The 18,100-nt window shown below is 69.8% G+C and carries 10 protein-coding genes; 5 read left to right on the top strand and 5 right to left on the bottom strand.

Annotation, left to right across the window (positions count from 1 at the left end; all coding sequences use genetic code 11):
- Positions 1 to 46: 46 nt before the first annotated feature.
- Positions 47 to 3,940 carry a hypothetical protein gene (locus K8556_RS22915; RefSeq protein ID WP_223742208.1) on the top strand — a complete coding sequence of 1,298 codons (3,894 nt, stop codon included), beginning with the start codon at positions 47 to 49 and terminating at the stop codon, positions 3,938 to 3,940.
- 507 nt (positions 3,941 to 4,447) lie between these two features.
- On the opposite strand, the gene K8556_RS22920 is transcribed toward K8556_RS22915, so the two are convergent.
- From K8556_RS22920 to K8556_RS22940, 5 genes are all read right to left on the bottom strand, one after another.
- Positions 4,448 to 5,602: a glycosyltransferase gene (locus K8556_RS22920; RefSeq protein WP_223742209.1), complete on the bottom strand. Its 1,155-nt coding sequence runs from the start codon at positions 5,600 to 5,602 to the stop codon at positions 4,448 to 4,450.
- Entirely contained in the window at positions 5,592 to 6,875 is a 1,284-nt protein-coding gene (locus tag K8556_RS22925; RefSeq protein ID WP_223742299.1) for an O-antigen ligase, read from the bottom strand. The genes K8556_RS22920 and K8556_RS22925 overlap by 11 nt, the downstream gene beginning before the upstream one ends.
- 217 nt (positions 6,876 to 7,092) lie before the next feature.
- Positions 7,093 to 8,754: a DUF6178 family protein gene (locus K8556_RS22930; protein WP_223742210.1), complete on the bottom strand. Its 1,662-nt coding sequence runs from the start codon at positions 8,752 to 8,754 to the stop codon at positions 7,093 to 7,095.
- 39 nt (positions 8,755 to 8,793) lie between these two features.
- Entirely contained in the window at positions 8,794 to 9,414 is a 621-nt protein-coding gene (gene yihA / locus K8556_RS22935; RefSeq protein WP_223742211.1) for a ribosome biogenesis GTP-binding protein YihA/YsxC, read from the bottom strand.
- Positions 9,415 to 9,425: 11 nt separating this feature from the next.
- Complete coding sequence (locus K8556_RS22940; protein WP_223742212.1) at positions 9,426 to 9,935, bottom strand: cytochrome c family protein; 510 nt, start codon at positions 9,933 to 9,935, stop codon at positions 9,426 to 9,428.
- A 135-nt stretch (positions 9,936 to 10,070) separates the two neighbouring features.
- Between K8556_RS22940 and K8556_RS22945 the strand changes: the two genes are divergently transcribed.
- The 4 genes from K8556_RS22945 (at position 10,071) to K8556_RS22960 (ending at position 18,039) form a co-directional block, all read left to right on the top strand.
- Entirely contained in the window at positions 10,071 to 10,553 is a 483-nt protein-coding gene (locus K8556_RS22945) for a hypothetical protein (RefSeq protein ID WP_223742213.1), read from the top strand.
- Between the two features lie 3 nt (positions 10,554 to 10,556).
- Complete coding sequence (coaE, locus tag K8556_RS22950) at positions 10,557 to 11,153, top strand: dephospho-CoA kinase (protein ID WP_223742214.1); 597 nt, start codon at positions 10,557 to 10,559, stop codon at positions 11,151 to 11,153.
- Positions 11,154 to 11,176: 23 nt separating this feature from the next.
- Positions 11,177 to 12,346, top strand: coding sequence for an SDR family oxidoreductase (locus K8556_RS22955; protein WP_223742215.1), 1,170 nt, complete (start codon positions 11,177 to 11,179; stop codon positions 12,344 to 12,346).
- A gap of 545 nt (positions 12,347 to 12,891) precedes the next feature.
- Positions 12,892 to 18,039: a myxosortase-dependent M36 family metallopeptidase gene (locus tag K8556_RS22960; RefSeq protein ID WP_223742216.1), complete on the top strand. Its 5,148-nt coding sequence runs from the start codon at positions 12,892 to 12,894 to the stop codon at positions 18,037 to 18,039.
- Positions 18,040 to 18,100: the final 61 nt, after the last annotated feature.

The following is an 18,100-nucleotide window of genomic DNA, read 5'->3' on the forward strand; positions in this document are numbered from 1 at the left end:
CCACAGCCAGGCGCTTCACCCCAACCCCATGACTGGAGTCAGCCCCATGCGTGCTTCGCATCCGACGTTCGCCGTGCCCCAGGCCGTCTCTCCCAAGGTGGCCTCGACGCTGCACCGGTTCCGCCACCACGCCCTCATCGACGCGGTGCACGGAAGCGCCCGCACCTACCACGTCACCGTCAAGAACGGGCGCTCGCTCCAGCCCGCCCCGAAGGGGACGCCCACCACCCTCTCCGTCGTGCTGGGGGGACGCCGCCGCGACCGCCCGACCGCGCTCTACCTGGACCGCCTCCCGGTCGCCGCGCAGCACTTCCAGTGGGACCCGCACCGCGGCCTGCTCACCTGGAACTTCCGCCGCGAGGACGGCACGCACAGCGGCCGGCTCGTGTTCCAGCACGGCGGGCACGGCTTCGTCGGGAGCATCGAGACCGCGGGCAACCGGGTCGGCGTGGAGGCCACGCTCGCCCCGGTGAGCTACGACTGCGCGGTGGCCCTCGACACCGGCGCCACGGTGACGGGCACGCCGCCCGCGCTCCAGCTCCGCTGGAACCCCCAGGACCCGCGCTGGCAGGCGGCCACCTGGGTGCAGGACGCGCTCCAGTTCACCTGGCAGGTGACGGGCACCGTCATCGTGGGCCAGGAGACCTACAACATCGCCACGTCGTTCAATGACTTGCAGACGCAGACGCAGTGGACGCCAGCCACCAGCTCCATGGGCGCCGTGCTCAGCAGCAACCTGGTCTTCAACATGGCGCTCAACTCGGGCGTCTCGCCCGGCGCGGACAACCGGTCCACCCTGAGCGACCCGAGCGCGCGCGCCATCCCCTCCGTCTTCCCGTACCAGATGGCCTTCGCGGTGACGGACGAGGGCTCCACCCTCACCGGCGCCATGCTGACGGTCAATGACAGCCAGGCGGGCACGACGCTCGGCCTGCAGGGGCTGGTGGTGAACCCGTCCGTCGTCGGCCTCTATACGCTCAACGGCGCGGGTTCGCCCATCGCGGTGCACGGCGGGCGCCTCTACGTGCAGGACGAGGAGGTCCCCACCTCGCGGCTGCGGGGCTCGACCCTGCACTTCGAGGGGCTGACCCAGCAGCAGCAGCGGCTCACCGGCCTGCCCGAATCCGGCACCATCCACTTCTCCCAGGACGGCCACTCCGCCTGGATGCCCGGCCAGCCCCGCGGCGGCCGGCGCGTGCAGGCCACGGAGCTCACCGCGCCCGCCCACCGGACCGCGTTCGCCGCCCACCCCGTCACCGCGGTGGCCTCCAGCGCCGTGGTCAACACGCAGCTCAACCTGACGACGCTCGCGAACATGACCCAGTTCGCGTTCTCCAACAACGTCTGGGCGGACGTGGTGCAGCAGGCCACGATGAGTGATTTCAACCAGGTGATGATGTATTACCTGCCGTCGAACCTCCGGCAGACGTACTTCGGGACCGGGCAGCCGGTGCTTCCGTCCTGGCTGCAGACCGTCGCGAGCATGGGGACCAATCCCAGCCAGTGGTACCAGTCGCTCGCCACCGCCTACCTCACCAACGTCCTCTCCACGTTCAACGAGGACGGCGCGGACCAGCTCAACGCCCTGCGCGCGCAGAACTGGCTGAAGACCCAGACCGCCGCCAGCCCCGTGTTCCAGGTGCAGTCCACGGCGATGTACTCGCACGAGTGGTCCAACCAGCCGCAGAACGCGGCGCTGCCGCAATACCTGGCCGACCAGCAGCAGAACCGGTCCACCTACAATCAATACATCCTCGCGGACCAGCAGCAGTGGCTGGCGGAGCTGCGGGCCACCATCATCGACCCGTCCGCGCTGACGACGATGACGAACATCGTCAACACCCTGGTCACCACCGCGGTGAACAACGGCCTCTACTGGGCATACGCGTTCTTCCGTTACATCAGCAGCCCCCAGGAGCTGACCATCATTGAGATGATGAGCCTGGGACAGGCGGCGGACCTGGACGGCTCGGCCTTCATGCGGCAATGCCAGACCAACGTCGCCCTGCTGTCCCTGCTGGACCCCAGCAACGTCTTCTCCCAGCAGTACATCAGCGTCATCCAGACGTTCCAGATCGGGAACATGCTCCCCGAGCTGTTCGACTACTCGGCCAACCCGGACGACTACGTGTATGACGTCCAGCAGGTCATGGCGCAGATCGCCGTGCAGTACGGAAACAGCTCGGACCCGCAGGTGCAGCAGGCGGCGCAGGAGGCCGCGAAGCTCGCCGCGGACACGCAGTTGGCCGAGTACATCGCCACCATGCAGGCGGCGGCGGTCGGCAAGGTGGGCATCTACGGCTGGGAGCAGATCGCGCCGCTGATGGCGGAATCCGTGACCGGGAAGGTTGGCACGCTGGGAGCGAACCTGCTCTGCATGGGGCTGGGCGCCGTGGGGGTGATGGGCATCGTCTACGGGGCGCTCGGCTGGAGCGAGCTGTCCGCCACGCAGAGGACGGCGCTGGTCAGCAACGCGGCGTCGTTCGCCATCCAGGCCACCAGCAGCATCCTCAAGCGCGGGGTGGCGCTCGAGGCGGTGTGGGACACCGACGCGACGCTCTGGGACAACATCCGGCCGCTCTTCTCCAGCGACCTGATGTCGCAGGCCGACGCGCGGCTCCAGAGCGGCTTCCAGAAGTGGCTGGTGAACGACGGCAGCATCGAGGAGTACCCCTCCGAGATGTTCGGCACCCTGTTCTCGGAGACGGCCGAGGAGGACAGCTCGCTCGTCACGAAGGTCTTCGGCAAGAACCTGGACGAGTTCGTCGCCACCCGGCTGGGGGCGGCGTTCGCGATCATCAACATCGTCACCGGCATCCTCATCGCGCTCCATGCGCAGTCATCGCTGGAGGCCGCGGGAGACTGGCTGCTCGTGGCCGCCAGCGGGCTGGACCTGCTCGCCACCGCGGGCAGTTGGGCGCTCGGCGCGGCCGGCATCGAGGCCATCGGCGGGCTCGCGGTGACGACCCTCTGCTCGGTGCTGAGCATCCTGGGCATCATGGCCGCGGTGGCCGGGGTGGTCATCCTGCTCTACCTGGCCCTCAGGCCGCACCTGAACCCGGTCCAGCAGTTCGGACAGGACTACGCCAAGCCGGCCGGGTTCTTCATGCAATACAAGACGGAGATCGACTACTTCAACGGGTACGTGCAGCAAGGCGAGCCGCAGCGGCTGGGGTTGACGCTCTCCATCCCCAACGGCAATGGGGCGGTGTTGAAGGTGGGCGCGAACGGGGCGCTCGGCTCCCTGGCGTCGAATGACTACAGCTACGACACCGTGTTCTTCGCCAGCACCAACGGGACGGGACAGACGGTGATCAACGCGCTGGTCGGCGGCGCGTCGGGCTCGCCCACGCTGATGGCGCTCACCGCCAACAGCGACAACAGCGTGTCCTTCAAGGCTCCGCTCGCGTCGACCGACTCGAACTACGGCACCCAGCTCTGGAGCGTCGTGCTCAAGGCGAGCCCCGCCCGGGACGGCCAGTTCTTCTCGTCCGGGTCGTTCTCCATCCAGCGCTACGGCACCTCCGGGCAATGGCTCTCATGGAATGGCCAGACGGCGGTGATCTCGGCGTCCGGAGGCACCTGGACGGTGACGCAGGTCCCCATGGTGCCGGCGGGCCTCACCATGGGCGACATCATGCTGTACACGTTCTCGCAGGGGCAGGTGTTCAACCCGGTGCTGACGCAGCCGGGGAGCCAGCCCAAGACGTGGTCCATCACGCCGGTGCTGCCCTCCTGGCTGGTGCTCGACACCTCGACGGGGGCCATCAGCGAGCCGCCGAACGCGCCGTCCACGCTGCCGCTCACGCCCGCGACGCGGTACACGCTGTCCGTCAGCAACGGCGTGGGCAACGCCCAGGCGGTGACCACCTCATTCACGGTGCAGGTGGTGGAGTTCGGCACCGACTCGCTCGCCGCGCCGCTCCTGGCCAGCGCGTAGGCGGAGAGGGGCTCCGGCCCGATTCGATGGCGTAGAAAAAAGAGAGCGCTCGCCGGCACCTTGGAGTTTTACCGGCGAGCGCCCCGGGCCGCGTGCCGACTGGCAGGGCCTCGTAAAGTCGCGGCGGATGTAGAGCGGCCCTGGGGCCCGTCCACGCCACCTTCATGTTTCCTGCCGTCCGCCCCGCGTCCCGTGTCCCGGGCCCCGCGCTCGGCGTCCGCTTCCTTCAAAACCCCTGCGTACCCGCGGTGATTCCTGCACCCGCCTGATCCGCCACACCCAGGGTGAGCACGCTTGCCGCTTCCGGCAACGCCCGAGGCGCCATTACCACGCCTCGCCCACCAATCTCCACGAAAATCGAGCTATTCCCATCTATAACCTGCGCACACGCAGGGCGTCATGGGAAAGCCGCCTCCCCATCCCTACGAACGCGCCCGCCCCCAATTGCTGAGGGCGGGCGTGGATTATCCGCACCGGTCTGACATTTCCCGGCCCTGGAGGGCGGTTTCAGCCCGGAGGCAGTCCTGCCACCTGGCGGTACAGCGCGTCATGCCGGGCCACCATCTTCTCCAGGGACAGCTCGCGGGCGACGAAGCCCCGGGCGGCCTTGCCCAGCTTCCGGGCCTCCTGGGGGTTGGCCAGCAGCCGGCGGAAGGCCTGGGCCAACTGGGCGGGCCGCTCCGGCTCCACCACCAGGCCCCGCTCGCCGTCCCGGATGAGATCCGGATTGCCGCCCACGCGGGTCACCACCATGGGCAGCCCCGCCGCCATGCCCTCCATCACCGCGTTGGACATGCCCTCCGCCGTGGAGCACAGGACGCCGAAGGTGGCCTGGCCGTAGAGGGCCGGCACGTCCGTGCGGTGCTTGAGGAAGTGCACCCCGTCCGCCACCCCCAGCTCGTGCGCCATCTTCTCCAGCCCCGGCCGGCGAGGCCCGTCCCCCACGAACCACGCGTTCAGCTTCGTCCCCTCATGACGCAGCATGGCAAGCGCGAGCAGCACGTCCTCCTGCCGCTTCACGGGGTGGTTCATGTTGGCCACGTGGATGACCGTGGGCACGCCGCCGGTGTCGGGCAGCGCGTCCTTGAGCCCCTCCGCCGCCCTCGCGTCGAAGCGCTGGAGGTCCAGGCCGTTGTGGATGACGGAGATGCGTGACTCGGGCAGCCCCTCCTCGTGGATGAGAAGCTGGCGGATGGCCTCCGCGTTGGCGATGACGTGATCCGCCATGCGCGTCATCCGCGCGTGCAGCAGGCGGCGGGCCTTGCCCTGCCAGTGGGACAGGTCCAACCGGCCGACGATGACCTTCGCGCCCGCGAGCTTCGCGGCCGGCACCGCGAGGATGCTGGAGTAGAAGTCATGCACGTGCACCAGTTGGACCCGGTGCTGCTTGAGCCAGCGGGCCATCCGGTGGATCTGCACGAGCGTGTTGGGCTGCACGAGCGAGCCCTTGAGGGAGAACACCTCCGGCGCGTGCCCCAGCTTCCAGACCGACCCCATCAAGGGCCCGGCGTCCTCCAACACCGACACCTGCAACCGGTAGCTGGAGGGCAGGCCTCGCAGCAGCTCCAGCACCTGCACTTCGGTGCCGCCAATGTGGAACGACCGGGTGAACTGCACCAGGCGAAGGGGCTCCTGCCCCATCCGCGCATCCTCACGCCGCATGCCCAGACCCCTCCCACGTGGCCACCGGCGCTGTCGTCATCGCCGGTTGCCTCCCCACCGCCAGGGCTCGCTCCCGTGCCTGCGCGATGCGGTGCGCGCTCGCGGCCAGGCCGAAGAGCACGTAGCAGTGCGCGGACAGGATGTAGCCCGAGAACAAGTCACACACGAGGTAGCCCGCCACCGACGCCAGTAAGGCGCGTGCCAGCCACCCCATCTCCGGGTCCGCCGACGCGGCCGCGGCCCCGCCCACGGCGCCCCCCGAGAACACCAGGAAGCACAGGAGGCCAATCCACCCGAGCTCGCCGATGACGTCGAGGAAGATGTTGTGCGCCACGTAGGCGCGGTGCGCCTCCGGCGGCGCGTACTGGAACCAGGCGTAGCGGAAGCCGCCCGCGCCCACGCCGAGCAGCGGCTTGTCCAGGCTCATGCGGCTGGCCACCTGCCACGCGTAGACGCGGCCCATGGCGGACGCGTCCTCGTGGAACGCCGCCACCGTCTCGTTGCGCTGCCAGAAGCTCTTGGGCGCGAACACCGCCAGGCCCGCGACGAACACCGTGCCCAGCACGATGGCCTGCATGCGGCGCTTCTCACGGATGGCCCACATGGCCATCGCCACGGACAGGCCGATGAAGCCGCCGCGCGAGTGCGACAACACGATGGCGATGACCGCCAGCACGGCGGACACCGCGCACAGCAGGCGGAACACCCACGGGGTGCTCTTGCGCGCGAGGAACGCCACCGCGAGCGGCACCACCAGCACCATGTTCATGGCCATGTGGTTGGGGTCCGCGTACACGCCGACCCAGCGCGAGCGGAAGCCCTCCACCATGTTCTCGCCGACGATGTACCAGTTGATGACGCCAATGGACGTCACGATGGCGCCCAGCACCATGGCGCCGGCCACCACCGCCAGCCGCTTGGGCGTGGTGATGACGTTGACGAGCGTCAGGTAGATGGCCGTGAGCTTCAAGAGCTCCACGCCCTGGAAGCGCGTCACCTCCGGGTTCACGCTCCACGCCACCGAGCAGAACGCCAGCGACGAGAACGCCAGCAGCGCGATGCCCCGCGCGCCGTCGAAGAAGAGCGGCTCCGCCTTGCCGATGCGGCGCATCACCATCAGCCCCGCGCCGAGCCCCGAGGTCAGCAGCGCGAGCCGCAGCGGCTCCAGCGCGGGGATCCACTCACCCGGCACCGCGTACATCACCGCCGCGAACCCCGCGAGCATGTAGAAAGCCAGTACGTCGCGACGCTGCTCCACCGCGCCCGGTCCCATGTACGCCACCCCTTCGCTGTCGGTCGCTCGTCCCGTCACACGCGTGCCCCTGGCCCTCGTGGATTTCCGTTGGCCGCGTGCGAACCACGGTTCGCACACAGCTAGCGGGCGAGGGGCAAAGCAGCGCGCGTGCCAGAAGATGGCAACGCGGGAGGCCTGTATCTTCGGGCGGTTGCGAGCCCGCCCCCGACCGGCGGGCCGGGCAAGGCTGAAAAAGCTACGGGACCGGGGCGCTCTCCATCGGTAGCACCGCGGAGGCGATCAGATCCAGGCGCCCCTCGCGCAGCCACGCCGGGCCCAGCTCCAAGAGCAGGCGCGCCAGCGTGACGTTCACCACCCGACGCAGCTCTTCACGCGCGGCCTCCGGCACCTCGGGCGACAGCGCCGCCACCGCGCGCTCCGCCGCGCTCACGCGCAGGCGAGGCGCCTCCGGGGTGCCCTCGAACAGGCGCTGGCCCAGCTCCACCGTGCGCCCCAGCGGCACGGGCCGCACGTCCACGCGCTCCTCCAGCACGGCCATGCCCACCACGGCCGCCCACAGCCGCTCCACGCCCAGCACGTCCAGCGACACGCCGAAGCGCGCCAGCACGGTGTGCGCCGCATCCTCGGAGCCGCCCAGGAGCGCGCTAAGCGCCGCCACCTGTGCCTCCGCCCGCGCGAGCAGCCCCTCCGAGGCGGCCACCTCCCGCAGTGAACGGAACGGGACGGCTTCCGCGCCCGGGACGCGCAGCGCCCGCCGGGGGCGCTTGCGCCGCAGGGCCTCCAGCGCGGCGGCCTCCTCCGGGAGCACCAGCGGCACGTCGTCCAGCTTCACGAAGGGCGCCTTGAAGAGGCGATCCGCGCGGTACTTGAGCTGGAGCGTCAGCGTGAAGCCCACCTGGAAGACACGGCGCAGGGGCGTGTCCCGCAGCGCCTCCGGCGCCTTCGCGGGGTCGCCTCCCGTCAGGTGCTCCAGGCCCAGCGACAGGTAGTCGCGCACCCACTCGCCCACGCGGCGCACGGCCTCCAGGTCGCCCGGATCGCCCAGCTCCGCGACGAGCACCGCGTTGGCCACCTCCCGCAGCTCGTCCTCCGCGTTCATCCGCTCCACGTCGGACAGGTCCCGGAAGGCCGCCTCCAGGTAGTCCACGTGGCCGCCCGTGGCGGTGAGCGCGGGCGTCCCGGGCCCGGTGGGGCGCGGCGGCACGTCCACGCGGCTGAAGAGCGCGAGCGCGTCCTCCAGCGACGGGAAGCCCAGGTCGGCCAGGCGCGCGCGGCGGAACTGGAACGCGGTCTCCTCCAGCTCGGAGGGGATCTCCCAGCGCACCGCTTCGAAGAGGCGCACCGCTTCGAAGGGGTTCTCCGCGATGAGGTCGTTGAGGAGCGCGCGCATGGCGGACATCTCCACGCCCTCCACCTTCAGCTCCACCAGGTAGCGGCCCTCCGGGGTCTCCAGCGTCACGCCCTGCGGGTTGACGTCCGGGTTCTCCTCCAGGTCGTGGACGACGGTGAACTCCTTGAGGAGCGTCTCCACCACCTCCAGGTCCACCGCGTGCACCTTGCGCAGGAAGTCCTCCTGCTCGTCGCCGCGCGCGGCGCGCAGCCAGGTGAGGACGGCGTGCGGGTCCAGCTTGTCCTTCGCCCAGCCGCCCAGGTCCACGAAGGTGCGGAACTGCGCGGGCGACGCGAGCTGCACGAGCTCCGTCGTGTCCGCCAGCCCCACCTCCTGGATGGTGACGTAGAGGTCCTCCGCGGGCAGCGAGCGCACCAGCGCGGCCGTGTCCTCCGCGTCATAGAGCGCCGCCACCCGCTGGCGCGGGGACAGGCGCATCAACCGCTGACGCTCCTCGCGGGGAGCGAGGGGCGAAACACCACCGTTCGTCTTGCCGTTCTGGGACACGGCGGGGGTGCTACCACAGCGCGCCCGCCCCCGGCAGCCTCAGACGCGGGTGGCCTTGCCGAAGGTGTCCAGCAGCGTGCCCCACACCTCCTCCACGCCCAGCTTCTCCGTGGAGGAGAACGGGATGACCGCCTCGCGGGGCAGTTCCAACTGCTCCGCCAGCTTGTGCAGCCGGGGCTTGCGCTGCGCCTTCGTCAGCCGGTCCACCTTGGTGGCCACCACGAGGATGCGGCGGTTGTGCTCCTGGAGGTAGTCCAGCGTCTGCAGGTCCTCCGGCGAGGGCCCCACCTCCGCGTCGATGATGCTCACCACCACCTCCAACCGGTGCCGGTTCTTGAGGTAGGTGGTGATCATCTCCTGCCACTGGGCCTTGTCCGCCTTGCTCGCCCTGGCGAAGCCGTAGCCGGGCAGGTCCGCCAGGCGCACCGTGTGGCGCACGCCGTCGCGGTCCAGGTCCACGTCGAAGAAGTTGAGCGTCCGGGTGCGCCCCGGCGTGTTGGACACGCGCACCAGCTTCCGCCGGTTCGTCAGGGCGTTGATCATGGACGACTTGCCGACGTTGGAGCGGCCGACGAAGGCCACCTCCGCGGCGTGGTCCGTGGGCAGCCCCTTGAGCTCCACGGCGGTGGTGACGAAGCGGGAGTCGAGGATCTTGATCAAGCGGGGGTCACTTACTTCTTCGCCGTGGCCGGAGCCGGCGTGGAGGGGGCCGCGTCCGCGCGGGTCTGCTTGCGGGCGCGTTCGGCGGACCAGTGGTCGATGGCCTTCAGCGCTTCCTTGAAGTCGAACGGGCGCAGGGACGGCGAGGACGCGTCATGGCAGGTGCGGCACTGCTTCTCCGACGGGTCCACCAGACCCACCAGCCGCGCCAGCTCCGGGTCCTTCATCACGTAGGACGGCGAGTAGTACTGCCCGCCGCCATGGCACGTCTCGCAGGTGACGGCCGAAAGCTGCTGCTCCGCCTGGTCCGGCGCGTGGCAGGACAGACACCGCGCGTCCTTCTTCTGGCTGTCCGCCAGCGTCTCCGTCGCACGGGCGTGCTTGGACTTCATCCACGCGTCGTATGCCTCCGGGTGGCAACCCTTGCAGCTATCGGGGCCCGTGAAGTCCGCGGCGCCGGCGAGGCCGCCACCGAGGGCGAGCAGGAGGGCGGAAAAGACCCGGAAGGCACGAGGAGACATGCCCTGAGCACGTAGCAGAGGCCCCTGGAGGGGGCAAGGCGTCTCGTTCGTGATTGAATACCGGGTGGACAGGCGCGTGGCTTGAGGTAACGGACCTTGAGGCGTGCCTGCCTGATCCGCTAGGGAGGAGTCGAGATGCGGACCCCCGTGATTGCCGTCCTGTGCGCCGTCGCCGTCCTTGCCTTCTGCCTGCCCGCCTCCGCCAAGCCGTGGCAGGGCATCGAGCCCGGGTCCTCCAAGAAGGAGGACGTGGTGAAGAAGTTCGGGGAGCCGTCCCGGACCATGAGCCAGGACGGCAAGGAGATCCTGGCCTACTTCTCCAAGGAGGCCATCAAGGGCACCACCCAGGCCCAGTTCAAGGTGGACCCGGCCACCCAGTTGGTGGAGCGCATCGACGTGTTCCCCGGGCCCGTCATCGAGAAGGACACCATCGAGAACAGCTACGGCCCCGCCTGCCCGGCCGGCGCCATGCCCGCCACGCCCTGCTACCTGCGCAAGCTGACGGACGACTTCCGCACCTACTTCCTCTACGTGAAGCTGGGCGTGGCCATCTTCTTCAACGAGGACGGCAAGACGGTGCAGTCCTTCGTCTTCACCACGCCCAAGGCCGCGAAGTAGCCCGTGCACGTCTTCGGCCTGACGGGCGGCATCGCCTCCGGCAAGAGCACGGTGAGCCGGATGCTGCGGGAGCTGGGCGCGCGCGTGCTGGACGCGGACGTGCTCGCCCGCGAGGTGGTGGAGCCCGGCACGCCCGGCCTGAGGCGCATCGACGAGCGCTTCCCCGGCGTGGTGGGCCCGGACGGCCGCCTGGACCGGGTGAAGCTGGGCGCGCACATCTTCGCGGACCCCGGGGAGCGGGCCGCCCTCAACGCCATCGTGCACCCGGAGGTGCGCGCCCTCTTCCTCCAGAAGCTCCAGGCGCTGGAGGCCGAAGGCGTCACCCACGCCGTGTACGACGTGCCGCTGCTCATCGAAACGGGCCTGCACCAGGCGATGGAGGGCGTGGCCGTGGTGTGGGTGCCCCGGGACGTGCAGAAGGCGCGGCTGATGGCGCGCGACGGGCTCTCCGCGGACCAGGCGGAGGCGCGGCTCGGAGCGCAGATGCCGCTGGACGACAAGCGCGCCCACGCGACGTGGGTCATCGACAACAGCGGCGCGCCGGAGGCCACCCGTCCACAGGTGGAAGCGGTGTGGCGGGCGATGCTCGCGCACGGCTGACGGGCGGTTATGCTGCGCCGCGCATGAGCGAGACGTCGAAGACGCGGCAGGTCCCTGGCACCTACTTCATCACCGGCTACCCGGGCTTCATCGGCAAGCGGCTGGTGGAGCACATCGCGCGGGAGGACCCGAGAGGGCACATCTACGCGCTCGTGCAGCCCAAGGCCTTCAAGGAGGCACAGGCGCTCGCGGCGAAGGTGAAGGGCGCGCGCGTGGAGCTGCTCACCGGTGACGCGGTGGACATGCACCTGGGCCTGTCCGGCGAGGAGTACCAGCGCCTGTGCGAGCGGGTGACGGACATCTTCCACCTGGCCGCCGTCTCGCAGTTGGGCGTGCCCAAGGAGACCGCGTGGCGCGTGAACGTGGACGGCACGCGCAACCTGCTGGAGCTGGCGCGAGACTGCGAGAACCTCGCCCGCTTCAACCACTTCTCCACCTGCTACGTGTCCGGCGACCGCGTGGGCGTCATCGCCGAGGACGAGCTGGACCGGGGCCAGTCCTTCCGCAACGCCTACGAGGAGACGAAGTTCCAGGCGGAGCGGCTGGTGCAGCGCGCCTCCGCCACCCTCCCCGTCACCATCTTCCGCCCGTCCAGCGTGGTGGGCGACTCGCGCACGGGGGAGATCGACCGCTTCGAGGGTCCCTACTACCTGGGCATCCTGCTCGTCACGTCCCCGCTGGTGGTGCCGCTGCCCCTGCCGGGCAACGGCGTGGCGCCGCTCAACGTCGTCCCGGTGGACTTCGTGGTGGAGGCGGTGTGGCGGCTGTCGCGCGATGAAAGGGCGAAGGGGCGCACCTTCCACCTGGTGGACCCCAACCCCATGAGCGCGCGGCGCGTGTACGAGCTCATCGCGGAGAAGGCCCACAAGCGGCTGCCGCGCTTCAACCTGTCCGCGCGCGCCGCGGACGTGATGCTGCGGCTGCCCGTGCTGGAGAAGCTGGCCCGGCCCCAGCGCGCCGCCATCAGCTACGTGAACCACCTGGCCATCTACAACTGCCACAACACGCTGGAGCTGCTCGACGGCACCGGCGTGCGCTGCCCGCCGCTGTCGACGTACCTGGATCAGCTCGTCGCCTACGTGCGCGAACAGTACAAGCAGCGCAAGGAGGGCGCGGAGATCGAAGACCCGCTGGACCACGGCCCACTGCCCTCTTCGGAGGAAGGCGCGCCGGCGCCGCGCTCGCGCCGCTGAACAGGGTTTCCGCCCGCACGCAAGGTGCGGCGCGGCACCTGTGTCATGGCCACGCATGCCTGGTTGCTACGGCTTATTCCAGACTGACAATTGTTACTGGGTTGCTAACGCAAAGTTGCAGGGGCCCCCCTCTTTTCAACGAAACAGTGTCCTGGTTAGCATGCGCTCCCACTGAACCCGGCGCGGTGAAGACAACCGCGCCTGGAAGAGTGGGTTGGAGAGCAGCGCTTGCCGGTGACCGTTGACAGTCGATTCGGATGGGCCGCCCCGGGTTCGGGTGTGGCGCCCGGGCTGTCCGGCCAGTCGCAGCGCTTCGCACCCGCCCTGGTCGCCTCGCGCGTCCCGCCTTCGCACGCTGAAGTCCCCGCGCACGTCGCCCATGCGACCTGTGGCGTTGGGCAGCGTTTCCTATCGGGCTGTCGTCCATCCACGGTCCGCCATCCGTAGCGGGGCGGTCCGCCTCCCCCGGCGGACCTCTCCTCTTGCAGTCGTCGTCTCTCGCAGTCCCCTCGTCCGGCAGTACATACCCCCAAGAAGGAAGGCGCATGCGTCTCAGGGAAAAGCTGTTGACCAGCCTGCTGCTGGTGCCCATCGCGGGCACCAGCGCGTGGGCCAAGGAGCGGTCGAACTACGACGCGTTCCTGGAGCAGCGGGACTCCCGCTCTCTCGCCGTGGATTCGAACACGGCGGTGTCCCGCGGGCTTCGCATCGAGCAGTCCGAGCAGCGGCTCGGCGTGCCGACGTTCGCGTGGGCCACGCAGGACGGCGCGCAGTCCAAGTCCGTCATCCGCTCCGGCATGACGGTGGAGGGCGCGGCGCGCGCGCACCTGCAGACCGTGGCGGACAACTACCGCCTGACGCGTGAGGATGTCGCGGGCGCGAACCTGCGCTCGGTGCACAACACCGGCAAGGGCGCCATCGTCGCGACCTTCAACCAGTCGGTGGGCGGCATCCCCGTCTTCCGCAACGAGATCAAGGTCATCATGGGCCAGGACCTGCGCCTGGTGGCCGTGAGCGGCTACCTGGCCCCGTCCGAGCTGGCGCTGTCCGCCCGCACCAAGGCGCGCGCCGGCTTCAACCTGGGCGCCGCGGACGCGGTGTCCGGCGCGTTCAAGGACCTGACGGGCTCCGGCACGCAGGCCACCTCGTTCATCAACGCGGGCACGCGCGGTGACGACACCTTCTTCGAGCTGGCCCCCGGCGCGAAGTCCGCGCTGCCGCAGAACCTGGCCACCCCGGCCCGCGCCCGGCAGGTGTTCTTCATGCTGGCCGGCAACCTGGAGCCGGCCTGGTACGTGGAAGTGAACGCCGGCCCCAAGGCCGCGCGCTCCAGCCAGTACTTCGGCTATGTCATCTCCGCCGCCACCGGCCAGGTGCTCTTCCGCAACGACCTGTCCGCGGACGCCGGCACGGCCTTCACGTACAAGGTCTGGGCGGACACGGCGTCCCCGTTCATCCCGGAGGACGGTCCCCAGGGCAACGACGCGACCCCGCACCCCACGGGCACGCGCGACGGCTACCAGGCCCCGCTGAACCGCCCGGCCAACGACATCACCCTGGCCAACAGCCCCTACAGCAAGAACGACCCCTGGCTGCCGGCCAACGCCACGCAGACCACGGGTAACAACGTGGACGCGTACGCGGACCTGAACGCGCCGGACGGCTTCCAGCCCGGCACCAACGACACCCGCGCGGAGACGACGAGCGAAAACACCTTCGCGTACGTCTACGACACGACCAAGGCCCCGGGCACCAGCACCGAGCAGATCAAGGCCTCGGTGGTGAACCTGTTCTACGTGAACAACTTCCTGCACGACTGGTTCTACGACGCCGGCTTCGACGAGGCCGCGGGCAACGCCCAGTCGTTCAACTTCGGCCGTGGCGGCGTGGAGGGCGACCCCCTCCAGGCCCAGGCGCAGGACTACGGCGGCCGCAACAACGCGAACATGAGCACGCCGGCGGACGGTGCGTCCCCGCGCATGCAGATGTACGTGTTCGACGGCACGCCCGAGCTGTCCGTCACCGCGCCCGCGGCGCTGGCCGGTATCTACGAGGCCGGCTCCGCCAGCTACGGCAAGCAGGCGTACGACGTCACGGGTGAGATCAAGGTCCCGGAGACCAACAAGGACGGCTGCGCCGCGTTCGACCCGGGCTACTTCACCGGGAAGATCGCCCTCATCGACCGCGGGACGTGCAACTTCGTCATCAAGTCGCTCAACGCGCAGAACGCGGGCGCCATCGCCACGGTCATCGCGAACAACGCCGCCGGCAGCACCATCAGCATGGGCGGCAACGGCACGGATGACGCGAAGATCAACACGCCGTCCCTGATGATCACCCAGGCCGCGGGCACCGCGTGGAAGGCGGCGGCGGCCACCGAGCCGGTGTCCGTGCACTTCCTGCGCGCGCCGGACCAGGACCGCGACGGTACGCTCGACAACGGCATCATCGCGCACGAGTGGGGTCACTACATCAGCAACCGCCTCGTCGGTAACGCCGCGGGCCTGAGCAACAACCAGGGCCGCTCCATGGGCGAGGGCTGGGGCGACTTCCACGCCATGCTGATGCAGGTGCGTGAGTCCGACCGGACCAAGGCGGGCAACAACAACTGGCAGGGCGTCTACAGCACCGCCGGCTACGTCACGAGCGGTGGCAAGAACCAGGGCTACTACTACGGCATCCGTCGCCTGCCCTACACGACGGACATGAGCAAGAACGGCTACACGTTCCGCCACATCGCCAACTTCACGACCCTGCCCAACGAGCTGGCGACGGCGAGCACCGCCAACAACAGCGAGGTCCACAACAGCGGTGAGGTGTGGGCCACGGCGCTGTGGGAGTGCTACACGAGCCTGCTGAACGCGCACCCGTTCCAGGAGGCGCAGGACCGCATGAAGCGGTACCTCGTCGCCTCCTACAAGGCGACGCCGAACGCGCCGACCTTCACGGAAGCGCGTGACGCGGTGCTGGCCGTGGCGCTCGCGAGCGACCCGGCGGACTACCAGCGCTTCGTGGCGGCCTTCGCCAAGCGCGGCCTCGGCTTCGGCGCCAAGTCGCCGGACCGCGACGCGTTCGACCACATCGGCGTGACGGAGAGCTTCGCCTCGGCCGGCAACCTGGAGGTCACCAGCATCACGCTGGCGGACAGCGCGGGCGGCTGCGACCAGGACGGCATCCTCGACATCGGCGAGCAGGGTGAGCTGAAGATCACCGTGCGCAACGTGGGCGGCAACGGGCTGAGCGCCTTCTCCGGCACCGTCAGCAGCACCAGCACCACGGCGACGCTGGAGTTCCCGAACGGCGCGGCGATCAACGTCCCCGCCCTGTCCCGCGGCGCCTCGGCGACGATCACCGTGCCCGTCAACGTCACCGCGGTCTCCGGCTCGCCCGCGCGCGCCGGCATCAAGGTGGTCTTCGACACCAACGAGATCCCGGCGGCGGCGAAGACGGTGACGTTCGACCCGCGCGTCAACTACGACCACGTCCCCACCACCAGCAACACGGAGACGTTCGAGTCCGGCCTGCGCGGGTGGACGGTGTCGCAGAACCTGTCCTCCTCCGGTGACTGGACGCTGTCCGGCTCGCCGGCCAACCGCTACGCGCACGGCAACGACCCGGGCACGGCGGCGGAGACCACCATCACCAGCCCCTGGCTGAAGGTGGACGACGCGGCGGACTTCATCATCAGCTACAAGTACCGCCACTCCTTCGAGTTCGACTCCAACGCCTCCTACGACGGCGCGGTGCTCGAGTTCACGGTCGACGGCATCGACTGGATCGACCCGTGGGATCTGTACCCGGTGGTGGACGCGGATCCGGGCTACGTGGACTACATCGCCGCGGGCGGCGGCAACCCGCTCGAGGACCGCGCCGCGATGGCGCGGGTGAGCACGGGCTTCCCGGCGTTCAAGACCGCGAGCATCAACTTCGGGACCTTCTTCCCCGACCTGGAGCTCAAGAACGTCCGCTTCCGCTTCCGCATCGGCGGTGACGTGGCCGTGGGCGGTTACGGCCTGGACGTGGATGACGTGACGTTCGAGGGCGCCTCGGCGGTGTTCTCCGGCCAGGCGGATCAGCCGGCCTCCACGGGCGCGTGCAACGTGCCGCCGGTGGCCAACGCGGGTCCGTCGCGCGTGGGCACGGCGGCGGTCGCGGAGGGCACGCTCGTCAACGGCGTCCTCAACCGCGCCACCATCACCCTGAACGGCACGGGCAGCTTCGACCCGGATGCCGCCGCGGGCGAGACGCTCACCTACAACTGGACGCAGGTCGGTGGCGCCACGCCGGTCTCCCTGACCGGCGCGGACACCGCGACCCCGAGCTTCGTGGCGGACGTGGACTACACGGACATCCTCTCCTTCCAGCTCGTCGTCACCGACGCGGCCGGCAAGGCGAGCGCCCCGAAGACGGTGGACATCCAGGTCGTCAACGTGAACCAGCCCCCGGTGGCCGCGGCCACCGCGCCGGCCACGGTGAACGAGGGTGACACCAACGTGACGCTGGACGCCTCGGGCTCCACGGACGCGGATCTGATTCACGCGAACACGCTGACGTACGCCTGGGTCCAGACGAGCCCCGCCTCGCCCAAGGTGACGCTGGCCAACGCCACCAAGGCGAAGGCGACGTTCACGGCGCCGGAAGTGACGGCGGACACGCAGTTCACCTTCACGGTCACCGTGACGGACAGCGCTGGCGCGAAGTCCACCAAGTCGGTCGCCGTGAACGTGAAGAACGTGGACCGTGAGCCGGTGGCCAACGCCGGCGCGGACTTCGACGCGGATGCCCGCTCCACGGTGACGCTGGCCGGCTCCGGCTCGGACGCGGACGGCACGGCGGTGACCTACCTGTGGGAGCAGACGGGCGGCACGCAGGTGACGCTGACGGGTGCGGACACGGCGACGGCGACCTTCACGGCGCCGGACGTCAGCGCCCCCACCGAGCTCACCTTCAAGCTCACGGTGTCCTCGGGCGGAGTGTCGGTGTCCGACCTGGTCAACGTGACGGTGCGCAAGGCCAACCGCCACCCGGTGGGCCAGGCTCCGGCCTCCGTCGACGCGGACGAGGGCAGCAACGTGGTGCTGGACGCTTCCGGCATCACGGATCCGGACGGTGACGCGCTCACCTACGTCTGGGCGCAGGTCGGCGGCCCCACGGTGCAGACCACGGGCGCGGGCACGGCGCAGTTGGCGTTCACCGCGCCGCAGGTCCAGGCCGACACGGCCGTGGCCTTCAGCCTGACGGTGACGGACGTGGACGGCGCCGCCTCGGGCCCGTACGTCTACACGGTCAACGTGAAGCAGGTGAACCAGGCGCCGGTCGCCAAGGTCCGGGTCATCTCGGGCGTGCGCGGCGGTGAGCAGGTGAAGATCGACGCCTCCACGTCCACGGATCCGGACAACGAGCCGCTGACCTACGCCTGGGAGCAGACGGGTGGCCCGTCCGTGACGCTGACCGGCGCCAACTCCGCCGAGGCCAGCTTCACCCCGCCGGCGAAGAAGACGCTGGAGAACTACACCTTCAAGGTGACGGTGAAGGACGCGGCGGGTGCCACCAGCACCGCCAACATCACGGTGAACGTGCCGAAGGCCGACGACGGCGGTGGCTGCTCCTCCACGGGCGGCTCCGCTGGCGGCATGGCGCCGCTGATGGCGCTGTTCGCGGCGATGGCGCTCGCGCGCCGTCGCAAGGCGTAGGCCGGCGCCGCGGCTGAAGCCCTGAAGTGACACGGGGGCGGTCCTCACGAAGCGTGGGGGC

The organism is Corallococcus sp. AS-1-12, from assembly GCF_020036995.1.
In the GTDB taxonomy this organism is placed as follows: domain Bacteria; phylum Myxococcota; class Myxococcia; order Myxococcales; family Myxococcaceae; genus Corallococcus.